The sequence below is a fragment of the Pedobacter sp. 10L46_2 genome, assembly GCF_056395165.1.
The window spans coordinates 1-11,172 of record NZ_JBFTIZ010000213.1; the positions used below are offsets into that span (position 1 = coordinate 1).

General features: G+C 38.5%; 13 protein-coding genes and 1 pseudogene. 7 read left to right on the forward strand and 7 right to left on the reverse strand.

The genetic code is table 11. From position 1 onward, the window contains the following. Nucleotides 1-23 precede the first annotated feature (23 nt). Nucleotides 24-782, forward strand: a pseudogene (locus AC1DDX_RS19250) (ATP-binding protein); the annotation flags it as partial. A 51-nt stretch (nt 783-833) separates the two neighbouring features. Here AC1DDX_RS19250 and AC1DDX_RS19255 read toward each other — a convergent pair. Further along, nucleotides 834-1,343 (reverse strand): hypothetical protein, encoded by a 510-nt coding sequence (locus AC1DDX_RS19255; RefSeq protein ID WP_172662644.1) that lies wholly within the window; start codon nt 1,341-1,343, stop codon nt 834-836. 172 nt (nt 1,344-1,515) lie between these two features. Between AC1DDX_RS19255 and AC1DDX_RS19260 the strand changes: the two genes are divergently transcribed. Genes AC1DDX_RS19260 through AC1DDX_RS19270 form a run of 3 tightly spaced genes read left to right on the forward strand, consistent with a single transcriptional unit; the run spans nt 1,516 to nt 3,235 of the window. Then, nucleotides 1,516-2,184 carry a peptidylprolyl isomerase gene (locus AC1DDX_RS19260; protein ID WP_172662645.1) on the forward strand — a complete coding sequence of 223 codons (669 nt, stop codon included), beginning with the start codon at nt 1,516-1,518 and terminating at the stop codon, nt 2,182-2,184. Then, nucleotides 2,181-2,816, forward strand: a complete 636-nt coding sequence (locus AC1DDX_RS19265; protein WP_172662646.1) for a M23 family metallopeptidase — start codon at nt 2,181-2,183, stop codon at nt 2,814-2,816. Before AC1DDX_RS19260 ends, AC1DDX_RS19265 begins: the two co-directional genes overlap by 4 nt. Nucleotides 2,817-2,860: 44 nt before the next feature. After that, the gene (locus tag AC1DDX_RS19270; protein WP_337716001.1) at nt 2,861-3,235 is read left to right on the forward strand and encodes a hypothetical protein; all 375 of its coding nucleotides are present in this window, start codon (nt 2,861-2,863) and stop codon (nt 3,233-3,235) included. 22 nt (nt 3,236-3,257) lie between these two features. On the opposite strand, the gene AC1DDX_RS19275 is transcribed toward AC1DDX_RS19270, so the two are convergent. The 4 genes from AC1DDX_RS19275 to AC1DDX_RS19290 form a co-directional block, all read right to left on the reverse strand. After that, on the reverse strand, nt 3,258-3,716 hold the full coding sequence (locus AC1DDX_RS19275; RefSeq protein ID WP_172662648.1) for a DUF1569 domain-containing protein: 459 nt from the start codon (nt 3,714-3,716) through the stop codon (nt 3,258-3,260). A 60-nt stretch (nt 3,717-3,776) separates the two neighbouring features. Next, nucleotides 3,777-4,790 carry a DUF3500 domain-containing protein gene (locus tag AC1DDX_RS19280; protein ID WP_216854462.1) on the reverse strand — a complete coding sequence of 338 codons (1,014 nt, stop codon included), beginning with the start codon at nt 4,788-4,790 and terminating at the stop codon, nt 3,777-3,779. A gap of 72 nt (nt 4,791-4,862) precedes the next feature. Next, on the reverse strand, nt 4,863-5,114 hold the full coding sequence (locus tag AC1DDX_RS19285) for a methyltransferase type 11 (RefSeq protein ID WP_172662649.1): 252 nt from the start codon (nt 5,112-5,114) through the stop codon (nt 4,863-4,865). 19 nt (nt 5,115-5,133) lie between these two features. Next, nucleotides 5,134-6,156: a hypothetical protein gene (locus AC1DDX_RS19290; RefSeq protein ID WP_172662650.1), complete on the reverse strand. Its 1,023-nt coding sequence runs from the start codon at nt 6,154-6,156 to the stop codon at nt 5,134-5,136. Nucleotides 6,157-6,384: 228 nt separating this feature from the next. On the opposite strand from AC1DDX_RS19290, the gene AC1DDX_RS19295 reads away from it, so the two are divergent. The 3 genes from AC1DDX_RS19295 (at nt 6,385) to AC1DDX_RS19305 (ending at nt 9,079) form a co-directional block, all read left to right on the forward strand. Further along, entirely contained in the window at nt 6,385-7,440 is a 1,056-nt protein-coding gene (locus tag AC1DDX_RS19295; protein ID WP_477622430.1) for a sensor histidine kinase, read from the forward strand. After that, complete coding sequence (locus AC1DDX_RS19300; protein ID WP_337716005.1) at nt 7,437-8,162, forward strand: LytR/AlgR family response regulator transcription factor; 726 nt, start codon at nt 7,437-7,439, stop codon at nt 8,160-8,162. The genes AC1DDX_RS19295 and AC1DDX_RS19300 overlap by 4 nt, the downstream gene beginning before the upstream one ends. Before the next feature lie 71 nt (nt 8,163-8,233). Further along, entirely contained in the window at nt 8,234-9,079 is an 846-nt protein-coding gene (locus AC1DDX_RS19305) for a hypothetical protein (RefSeq protein WP_288881538.1), read from the forward strand. A 43-nt stretch (nt 9,080-9,122) separates the two neighbouring features. Here AC1DDX_RS19305 and AC1DDX_RS19310 read toward each other — a convergent pair whose 3' ends face one another. Further along, a complete protein-coding gene (locus AC1DDX_RS19310; protein WP_288881540.1) occupies nt 9,123-9,866 on the reverse strand; it encodes a LytR/AlgR family response regulator transcription factor in 744 nt (247 codons plus the stop codon). After that, nucleotides 9,863-10,945, reverse strand: coding sequence for a sensor histidine kinase (locus tag AC1DDX_RS19315; RefSeq protein WP_288881542.1), 1,083 nt, complete (start codon nt 10,943-10,945; stop codon nt 9,863-9,865). Before AC1DDX_RS19315 ends, AC1DDX_RS19310 begins: the two co-directional genes overlap by 4 nt. Nucleotides 10,946-11,172 lie beyond the last annotated feature (227 nt).

The window sequence follows — 11,172 nt, forward strand, 5'->3', positions numbered from 1 at the left end:
GAGATAGTTGAGATAGTTTTAGGCTAAAACAAATTATGATTAACCTGTTAAGCAATGCGATAAAATACACCAAAGAAGGTGAGGTCTCCGTAAATGCGGTATTAACAAAAGTAAACGATAAACCCAGACTAGAGGTAGGGATAACGGATACGGGAATGGGAATAAGTGCCGATCAGCAAACTAACCTGTTCTCTAAATATTACCAAACAAATTCCTCAAAAGGCAAAACCGGTACAGGCTTGGGGCTGTATATCTGTAAGCAGTTTGTAGAGCTGCAGGGTGGTAAAATAAGCGTAAAGAGCACCGAAGGCACCGGGAGTACCTTTAGCTTCTACATTCCATATCTTGAAAACAGTAGCAATGATCAGGCAGTAGTAAATCAAACTACAGAGGATCCGCTCGCACTGTTTAATGGAATAAGTATTCTTGCGGTTGATGACAACGAATTAAATCTGAAATTCCTGAAAATGATGACGCAAAAATGGAACGTTAAATTTTATAGTGCGGCTAATGGGAAACAAGCACTGGATGTTCTTGCAAAAGAAAACATAACAGTAGTTTTAACTGATATTCAGATGCCGGAAATGAATGGATATGAGCTTCTTCAGGCGATAAAGAAGTTACCTGATCCATTGAGCAAGCTACCTGTAATTGTTATCAGCGCAAACCCGGAAGAATTTGAAATGAATAAAATCCTGAACAAAGGGTTCTCCGGTGTAGTTAGCAAACCCTTTGTCGAAGCAGGTTTAATAGCACAGATCGCTAAAGCTTTAAAGGGGTAGGACAATAAAAAAGGCAGCACGTGGACTGCCTTTTTTATTGATTAATCTTATTTAGTGTTTCCCATTATTACCACTGCCGTTGCCATGTTTCCCATTGCCTTTACCTTCACGGGATTTGCTATTGCCCTTTGCCTCACGGTATTTGTTTTTGTTACCGGCAGGTTTGGACTGTCTAATGCTCCTGCTATCTCTGATTACTCTTTGTTTTCCTTTGTAACCTTTATACTTGCTATATTCTTTAACATGCACTTTATGTGATAAATAGGGTTTGGGTGAGTTAATTACAACCTTGTAACTATTGTATAAATCGTAGTTTCTATATCTTGAGGGCAAGCTGTTATTAAACACCCAATTCCCATTATTAAGGTAAATGTATTGTTTATTAGGAACGTTGTAATAAGTGTCTATATCAGGAAGATAATAATAATCAACATGATCATAACCGGCCGGGCCCCATTGTGGCTGAGAACCTATGTTTATATTTACGCTTACCTGCGCCTGAGTGTTTATGCTGCTTAACGAAGCTACTCCGAAAACTACAGCTAAAAGTATTTTTTTCATTTTATGTGTTTTATTTGATAGCCATAGTGCAATGCTTATGCCGCAGATTATCAAAACATACAGCCAATCTGCCGGATCTGTTAATTTATCGACTGAGAGCAAGAATATATCGACAGGATCAATCAAATATTCTTTTATATTCGTTAGATATTCTTAAAACTGGAAAAATCAGATGAGAACTTCTGTCCTAACTTTGCTACTTTTATTATTCGCGTTGATTACTAACGCCCAATCCGCCTATGTAAGGTTAATCACCAACAAAGGAAATATTACGCTGGTCTTGTATGACCAAACGCCTAAGCATAGAGATATGTTTCTACAAGCCATAAAAAAAGGCCTCTATAATAACGCGCAATTTAATCGCGTCATTAAATCCTTTGTAAGCCAGGGAGGGGAGCTCGACGAAACTATTCTTGAAAGAGAAAAACTACATCCGGAAGTACCGATACAACGCTTAGCGGCAGAGATAACACCAAAATTATTTCATAAAAAAGGTGCCCTTGGAGCAGGTAGAAATGACAATCCCGAAAAGAGCTCATACCTTACCCAAATATATCTGGTCGTAGGTAAACTGCAAACAGACGAACAACTCGATGTGCTGGAAAAAAAGAAAGGTATTAAGCTCTCACCATCACAGAGAACCACTTACAAAACAATAGGGGGAACTCCTCATTTAGATAATGATTATACCGTTTTTGGTGAAATAGTTGAAGGAATGGAGGTGGCTGATGCAATAAATGGTGTAAAAACAGATAAAAATGATCTTCCATTAGAAACAGTAACCTTTAAACCGGTAGTGTTATCTAAAAAAGAAGTCTTAAAGCTTAAAAAAGTAGAATGATAAAAACAGCGCTCTTAACTACAGTACTTTTATTGTTGAACTTCCAAAAACCAACAATCGATACTGATAAAGACAGATGGAAACCCTATTATGTAGATGCTGTTCCAGCAGTTGTAGCAAGTAATTGGGTATTGCCGTTCGATGTATCCAACAGAAAAGACATAAAACAAATCAAAGTAATCAGCATATTTGGAGATCATCGGGATAGCTTCTATAAAGGACACATACATACCGCAATAGACATTAATCCTTTAAAACCTAAAACGAGTTTGATAGGTGTTTATCCAATCGCAAAAGGTGTTGTATGCTCAGTACATTTAGCAGAAAACCAGCGCACGGTAGTAGTAAAACACAAACTTGCCGATGGTAAAGTGATGTTTACTTCTTACAAGCACTTAAAAGAGGTGTATGTGAGTCAGGGCCAACAGGTAACCGAACAAACAAAGCTCGCTCGTCTATTTACAAAGCAGGAGTCGAAAAAGTATGGAGGAGATTACCATCACCTTCACCTGGAGATTCGTAAAAATTTTGACGATTATGGCTGTGCCAGCTGGTTAACTATGAATCAAAAACAGCTCGATCAACGTTTTTACAACCCATTAATCTTTTTAAAAACAAAATTAAAAAGTTAGCCCACCAGTTGGTATATTTAGTAATAGCTATTTAAATAAATCGTATGGATGCACATGAATTAAGAATTGGAAACATTGTTGGCCTTAAAGATGGAAGCTGGTTTGTTGTAACTGAGGATCATTTTAAAACCCTAAAATTTTGGGAATCATTTCATGGTTCATATCAGGGGGTTCCAATAAACGAATATTGGGCATCATCACTGGGGTTACAGGTTAAACTAAGCTCATTCATCACTTATGTAGAAGATAGCCAGGGTCAAAGTAATGAGTTCAATTTGTTAAATTCAGTTGACGATAATAATCATGAAATCTGGATTGTACAGTATAACGGGCACACTTTGAAAAGGGTAGAGTATGTTCATCAGATACAAAATCTGTTCTTTGCAATAAGTGATTACGAATTAACTTTGGCGCTATAAGTAGAGGTGGCTGTCGTGTTAACTAAACCCCAAACTGATTCAAATGGTGATTCAGGTGTTTGTAAAACATATTATTCCACTCTGTTTTTGTAAGCACACCAAAAGAATGTGACTCTTTATTATCGAAATGATCTTCGCCCAATTGCTGAGTTTTTTCAATATAGCTTATCAAGCGTGCTTTTTCAGTTTCAAACACCTTAGGATCAGTAATTAAAAATTGTGGTGCTGTAGCTCCGTTCTTGCCATAAGGTTTTTCATTCACCACCTTATTTTTGATCATCATCTTCAAAATAAACTTTAAGAAGCCATTTGGATTCTTATGGATATTATCAAACACCAATTCGTAGGTAACATTGCAATGTGCAAGCATCCGTGCAACATCCATTTTGCCCCATTCAGGTTGACTTTCAGGTGTTAGTTTGTTTATTCTTGCAATTATCTCGTCAGAAACTGATTTTGTGAAGATATTAGGTAAGGCCATTCTTAAGATTGCTAATAAAGATTAATGCCCATTGCTAGTTAGCAACAAAGCGCGATGAAGTTAATTAAAAAAACTAAAACTCCCCCCGTAATCTCGGATGTGATCTCTATAAACAGTATGGTAATGCACCTCAGCCGGAAATACTGCACCTGGCTGGCATATAAACTCTATCCATACAGATGGGCCATCAATGCGAATGTAATCACCTTTGTTAGCAAGTGAAGGACCACCAAAATATCCTATATACGTATTGTCTATTTCTGCAGCATAAGAAGCCAATAGTTTTTTGGCAGTAGCATCATCAGCAATTTGAACCCAAGCTTTCATGGCCTCAATTATCAAGGTCTTTTGGTGTTTGTTTAGCGAGCCTGCTTTTAGCCCGGCCTTTGTGGCAGGGAATTTACCATCAGCACCCGGACCTACAGATACATCGTCAAAACCGCTAGCTAATTTGGCACTTTCTAATTGCTCATCACTCAATGAAGCAAGCATACTTGTCAATAAATCGTGATTGGCTTTAAGGGGGGCATAAGTAACTCCGTTGGTAGTCCAGGTTTTGGGCTCTAAGCCAATAAAGAGAGGCGAAGCGCTAACAACCTTACCATTATCAAACGTTAAGTTAACCGCCAAATGGTGACCGCCTAACTGAAGTTGCCATTTGCCTGTAATCTCTGGCTTACCCAGAAATGCAATAATATAATTTCCCTGTGAGTATCCCTTACGGCCTGTACCCAGAAAACCATCGGCTGCTAAAATCTGCATAGCCTGGTCATATCCCTTAGAAGGTAGTGTTCCCATGGCTGCTTTAACAACTGCTTTAGCATTTTGAAGCTGTATATCTGTCAATGAGCCTAATAAAACCCCAACCCTGCATTGCAATCCACATGGAAGATTGGTCCATTTTGTGGCATTTTCCTTAGTATAACCAATTACCACTGCCCTTTGCTGATCGGTATTTAATGATTTAATAAAAGTGTTTGCCGTGCTTATAACGGTCTTAACTGATTCTGCCTTGCTGTTTTGGCTGCAAACAAATACAAACAACATACAGAATAGTGCACCCAGGTTTTTCATTTGGTTTTTTTATCCAAATTAACAAAAAAGGATGGGATACTAAAGTCCATTTGCGATCCAAATATAGAAACATTAATGATTGTAATGCCCTAAAACAGGGCAACTATCCGGATCATAAGGAAGGTGGATACAGATAAAGCCATTACTTAGAAGAGAATGAACGACATCTTCGACATGAAAGAAAGTTCCTTCGATCCTAAGTATCTTGTCCTCATCTTCCAGATCAAATGAAATTTTGAATGCCGGGTATGCACACAACAACTGGCTAATAACATTCATCGCAGCTGCAGGGTGCTTAACATTTGTTTTGAAAATTGCTACCATAATAATTTGTTTTGATATGTTATTTCTTCTTTCCAAGAATAGAAAATGGATTAAATGATATACCTATATTAAAGTAAAATACGGGATCGGGAGTGATTTTATAAACGGGGTCAGCAAATGAGTCCTCTTTTTTAAATACTCTCCCCGAGGGCGTGTATTTCATCCCACTTTTTGCCGTCAGCATAAAATGTCTCCCAATCGCATGCTCGTAGGTCAGTCCTGAATTGACATCCAATTGGCCATACTCATATTTTTGGTCGGTGCCATCCAGGTTATAAAGGTAAAATGCAGTTCTGTCCAGTTCAGAGCCGAATGAAATTCTCCCGTTACGGTTAAAAACAAATTTTCTCAGATACAAACTTCGGGGAAGCACAATGTCTGCTATCATGCCGTTGTTGAATTTGTGTTCATAGGAGAAGGTGGGGACAAATGGAGTCGGTGCGCTAGGGTCAATGCTGGCCAAAATTCCGACGGTCATTTTTGTGCGTGGATTTGCTTTCAATACCATTGTTGCCGTAAGCATTCCCCTTACTCTTTCCAAATGCTTGTCGCTACCATCCAACATCACACTTGAGCTATAAACCATCCGTTTTCCGAATAAGGATGAAAAATAGGTTAAATTCAGGGATGAAAACAGATAGTGAAGATCATTAGAAGTGGTGATGTATGATGTACCTGTATTTCCAATTTCTGCCTCTGCGGAAGTTAATCTATATCCCAGGGTTGTACCTAAAATCCAGCTCTTGCGTTTAATGAGGCTAATATTAGCACTCACCTTAACTTGTTGAAAGCGGTTTATACTATTTACGGGTAAAAGACTCCCGTCTTTTTCTGACTTGAAATTGAAGGGAGCAGTTTGGGTAAACTCAATATTTAGCGGGCGGGTTATTGCAAATTTGTCGGCAGCAAAAGTAGCCACTCTTTTAGGGAAGTTCAAACTGTCCTGCTTGCCTTTAGGGATACTATCCGTAGTCTGAGAAAAGCTATTGATTGCTAAGGCGAGTATACTCAATGTTGCCACAGTTCTTTTTATTCTGTTCATATGTTGTGTTAAAATTTCGAAAGAGATTGGGTAAATCCGGACGCAAAGGAATATATAATGCGAAGACACATTTTTGTTATTATACCAGATCCACTAAATAATATACCAGATCGCCTCAATGCCATACCAAACCTTAAACCTGAATTTGGTATATTACAGAGGTCATTTGGTATAATTTCGCAAAGTGAACTAAGACATAACCTTATCTTTGCAGCAATAGAAAATTAAATGAAAGCAGATCTGGAGCTTAAGAACACAAATCTCTTGCAGGTTATCGTTGATGATCGGTATAGGATCCTGCGTCACGCTGTACTTTTAGTGGTTAGTTTGGTTGTTATTACCTATTCTAACTGGCAAGCAGAATACTCCGGACCTTTTAATTATTTTAGATTATTAAGTGTTTATGGAGTATTAATTGCTATGTGCTACATCAACATGTATATACTGGTGCCCGTTTACTTTTTTAAGGGCAGGTACGTGTTGTATCTAATTCTTTTTTCCCTCCTGGTATTTCTCAGCCTTACTTTCATATCTGGTTTATTTCAAGTGTATCTAGACTCAGCGGGAATGCAGTTAGGACATGGCTATAAAGAAGATGATCATGGTTTTTTTGAGGGCTTTTTTATAACAGTGTCGATTATCCTGATTACCACCATGATTAAATTATTTCAACGCTGGACAAAAGATAATGAGCGAATTGCCGAGTTGAATAATATAACCCTAAGGATGGAACTCAATGAGCTAAGAAATCAGATTAATCCACATTTCCTTTTTAATATGCTGAATGGCATAAAAGCATTGATACGCACAGATCCCGAGAAAGCTAATCTAGTGATTATGAGACTTTCTGAGTTTTTAAGGTACCAGATTTATGATAATAATGAAGAAAAGACGCCGTTACGATCAGAAATCACCTTTTTGTCGAACTTCCTGAACCTGGAGATGCTCAGGAGGGACAAGCTTTCTGTAGATATTAATATTCCCGATACTCCCGGAATATTGGATGGGATCTTTGTACCACCCAATTTGTTTACCACTTTTGTAGAAAATGCCGTTAAACATAGTGTGGATGTGAGTGGTGGAGAGCCCCACATCACAATTAAATTTGTAATTGTTGATGCTGAACTTCATTTCTTTTGTATGAACTCAAAAGATCCACTGTTTATACCTAACGATTTGGCAAACATTAAACGAAGACTGCAACTGCTCTACCAGAATAACTATTTTTTAACCATAGATTCCACAGAAAATCAATTTTCAATTCTATTAAAATTGCCCTTATGAACTGTATCATTGTAGACGATGAACCTTTGGCCAGAGCGGAGATGAAAGCGTTGATCAACGAAGTATCCTCAGCTAAAATATTGGGCAGTTTTTCAAATGCATGGACCGCTCTTGATTTTCTGAAATCAAATAAAGTCGATTTGATTTTTCTGGACATCGAAATGCCCATGGTTACCGGGCTAGATTTTGCCACTCAATTATCAGGCTCAACATTGGTTATCTTCACAACGGCCTACCCGCAGTATGCCTTAAAAAGTTATGAACTGGACGCAATCGATTACTTGCTCAAACCCATAGACAAAGGGAGGCTGGATAAAGCGATCAAAAAAGCCGAAACTTATCAAAGCCTGCTTTCAGGCAACCCTGAAAAGAACACACTTGAAGGTAATACGGCAGATTTCTTGTTAATCAAATCAGATAGACGATTTCACAGGATCAAATTCGAGGATATCAGATTTATAGAAGGACTAAAGGATTACGTAGTAATACATCTGGCTGGCCAAAAGCTGATTACAGCCATGAACTTAAAAACCTTCCATCAAAAAATTCCTCAGGATACCTTTTTGCGCGTAAGCAAATCCTATGTGGTGAACAAGAATTATATTGAATCTTTTGACCACCATACTATTTACCTTGGTATAAATGAACTGCCAATAGGAGAGGTTTATAAAAAGGACTTCTTCACTATATATTCAGGAGGTTCAATCTCTCCTGAAATTTGATATTAAAAAAAAAGTTAATGAAGTAAACAGATATGTTACATTTATTATATTTGTTTACTCATCTTAATCCTATGAAAAAGCTCTACTTATGGCTTATTGTAAGTCTGATTTCTGTTAATCTGTTTGCACAAACAAATACTGCAAAACAAGATATTATTCAAAAACTTAACGGCGAAGAAATGAAAGGCAAAGTTGTCAAGGTAACCGACAGCGATGTTACATTTATATATGATGGCGAAACTGCGGAATACGTCGTTAAAAAATCTGATATTGCTAAAATTGTGCATTCCAGTGGCAGAATTGAAATAATCAGCCAACAGAGTCAGCCTTCTCAGGACCGCCAAAAAGATCCTGTAAGCATGTCTGCCTCCCCAGCTGATCATCACAATAAAATAGCTGTCCTCCCATTCACTTATTTGATGGACAATCAACCTGGCGCAGATGCAATTGGCCTCAAGGCACAGGAAGACACTTATGGATTCCTTTCACAGCATTCGGCAGGTTATACCATTTTGGATTCAAGAACAACCAATGCTATGTTAGCCAAGGCAGGGGTAACCAGAGACAAAATGATAAGTTTTACCATGAAAGAAATTTGTGATATACTTGGTGTAGAGTATATTGTTGATGGCATAGTTACACAAAATAAAGGCTACCAGACCAGTTCTTCAAGCGAAAATTCAAATACCAAGGTGAAACGCGATGGCGACAAAGATGTAAAAGGAATTTCTTCTTACGGTTCCTCATCCAGCAATGCTGTTCAACGATACGATGTGGCCGTAAGTCTGCATATTTATATGGACAATAACGCCAGTATTTATAGCCAGACCCATAAAGCTTTTTTAAGTAATACCGATGGTTCTTATGCTGGCCCATTGGAATATCTGCTCAAAAGATGCCCACTTTACAGAAAATAAAACTACTCAATAGACCAAACGCCTTACAGTTTTGTTGCGGTTTTCAAGTCCATTTCCCAACAAACTGAGCAAAAGCATCTTTATGCTGATCACCCACGCTGATCATCATTTTGCCAATATGTACCGAATTTTTGGTCATGGATGTGATCTTATCCAGTGAAACGATAAACGAACGATGCACACGCATGAAACGTTTCGGGGGTAATTTTTCTTCCAATGCTTTCAAGCTGGTACGCGATAGGGTTGCTTTCTCGGCATTCTTTAGTTCAACCTTTACATAATCCTTTAAGCCTTCGATATACAGAATATCATCCAGGGCGATGCGCACAAGTTGATATTCCACTTTCAGAAAAAGATAATTTTCGTCTGCACTTTCTGTTTCATTTGCCACGGGGGCTTTTGCAGCAGGCTTATTTAGTAATTCAGCATAGTTCAAAGCCTTTTGGGCAGTCCGGTGAAATTCTTTGTAATTAAAGGGCTTTAGCAGATAATCCAAAGCATCTACTGTGTATCCCTCCAGGGCAAACTGGTTGTAAGCTGTAGTAAATATAATGCGCGGTTTATCAAGCCCCGTGTCCAGTACGCGTGCCAGCTCAATGCCATTTAGGTCGGGCATTTGTATGTCCAGAAATATGAGGTCAATCTTCTCAGTGCGAATGGCTTTTAGTGCATGCACAGCATTTGCGTATTTTCCTGCCAGGTGCAAAAAAGGCGTTTGTTCAATGAATTTGCACACCTGACTAAGTGCCAGGGGCTCATCATCAACTGCAATGCAATTCAATATCATAACAGATCCAGAATTAAGTGAACAGTGTACTCATTATCGGCATTGAGCTCGCAGATCTCTAGTTTATGTTTACCTGAATAAAGCAGCTCGAGCCTCCTGCGGGTATTCACCAAACCAATGCCGCCGCTGGTATCTAAGCTAACACTATTATCTTTCATTATCGAATTTTTTACAGTAATATCAAGCAGACTTTCCCGTTGCAGGATCACAATATCGATATGACTTTGCGCTGTCGCACTCACCCCATGCTTAAAGGCATTTTCAAGGAAAGGCAATAAAATCATCGGTGCCATGGGCATATCCTTTAATTGCGGGGGAGTATCAATCTTCACCTTTACTGCGTCGGTTAACCGCAATTGCATCAGACTAATGTAATCCTCCACAAAGGCAATTTCCTGGCTCAGCTGGGTTTGTCCCTGCTGCGTTTCATAAAGCAAATACCGCATCATGCGAGAAAGCTGGTGAATGGCCTCGCCGGCCATATCCCCGTCAACCTGGGTAAGCACATAAATATTGTTCAATGTATTAAAGAAGAAATGCGGGTTGATCTGTGCCTTAAGGAACGACAACTCTGAAGTGATCTTGTCTTTTTCCATCTCCTCGCGTTTCTGCTTATCTTTTTGCCATTTCCCAATGGTGGCCAGGCTGGTACTGATACCAAGCACCATTACAGAAATAACTAAAGTAAACACTTGCAATATATTTTCTCCTCGGTGTGCCAATATCTTCATCATCAAACGTTTATGAAAAGATTCATCAAACAGCCATTGATGAAAGTTAAGCGCCGGTTCACTCCAACCATCTAAAATTACGATGACTATAATCACCCCAATGATTATTGCAAAATAGTAACCAGGATGTTTTTTTAACAAAAACCTGGGCACCAGAACAAAAGCATTGATATAAAATGCAATCACCAGCAGGCCAAGCGTAATTACCTGTCTTATCCAGAATGCATAATGAATATTAATCCCTGAAAAAAAAGGCAGATAAAAAAATATAGCCAGCCCGAATACACTCCAAACGAGGATATGTATCAATATGGTTATCAGCTTGCTTTTTGATAGTAATAGTTTCATTTCATAAAACTGGTTTCATTATTTGTCCGGAACATAATAAAAACAGCTGCAATATCACTTATTAACTGGTTTCCTGCAAATTCCAGCGCTATTGAGCCATTTTGTGCCGACCAACAGGCATTTTTCGTCTTTTAACGGGGATTACCTTTTTTTATGATATATAAGATCTCGTTAATCGAACAAAAAGAAGCCTCCGTCTATGATCTGCTTGTCGCGGTATATTACAT

Bases quoted from the DNA above. Each gene is read 5' to 3' on its own strand.
- AC1DDX_RS19255 (WP_172662644.1), bottom strand. From the start codon at position 1,343: ATGAAAAAAATACTTTTAGCTGTAGTTTTCGGAGTAGCTTCGTTAAGC.
- AC1DDX_RS19260 (WP_172662645.1), top strand. From the start codon at position 1,516: ATGAGAACTTCTGTCCTAACTTTGCTACTTTTATTATTCGCGTTGATT.
- AC1DDX_RS19265 (WP_172662646.1), top strand. From the start codon at position 2,181: ATGATAAAAACAGCGCTCTTAACTACAGTACTTTTATTGTTGAACTTC.
- AC1DDX_RS19270 (WP_337716001.1), top strand. From the start codon at position 2,861: ATGGATGCACATGAATTAAGAATTGGAAACATTGTTGGCCTTAAAGAT.
- AC1DDX_RS19275 (WP_172662648.1), bottom strand. From the start codon at position 3,716: ATGGCCTTACCTAATATCTTCACAAAATCAGTTTCTGACGAGATAATT.
- AC1DDX_RS19280 (WP_216854462.1), bottom strand. From the start codon at position 4,790: ATGAAAAACCTGGGTGCACTATTCTGTATGTTGTTTGTATTTGTTTGC.
- AC1DDX_RS19285 (WP_172662649.1), bottom strand. From the start codon at position 5,114: ATGGTAGCAATTTTCAAAACAAATGTTAAGCACCCTGCAGCTGCGATG.
- AC1DDX_RS19290 (WP_172662650.1), bottom strand. From the start codon at position 6,156: ATGAACAGAATAAAAAGAACTGTGGCAACATTGAGTATACTCGCCTTA.
- AC1DDX_RS19295 (WP_477622430.1), top strand. From the start codon at position 6,385: ATGAAAGCAGATCTGGAGCTTAAGAACACAAATCTCTTGCAGGTTATC.
- AC1DDX_RS19300 (WP_337716005.1), top strand. From the start codon at position 7,437: ATGAACTGTATCATTGTAGACGATGAACCTTTGGCCAGAGCGGAGATG.
- AC1DDX_RS19305 (WP_288881538.1), top strand. From the start codon at position 8,234: ATGAAAAAGCTCTACTTATGGCTTATTGTAAGTCTGATTTCTGTTAAT.
- AC1DDX_RS19310 (WP_288881540.1), bottom strand. From the start codon at position 9,866: ATGATATTGAATTGCATTGCAGTTGATGATGAGCCCCTGGCACTTAGT.
- AC1DDX_RS19315 (WP_288881542.1), bottom strand. From the start codon at position 10,945: ATGAAACTATTACTATCAAAAAGCAAGCTGATAACCATATTGATACAT.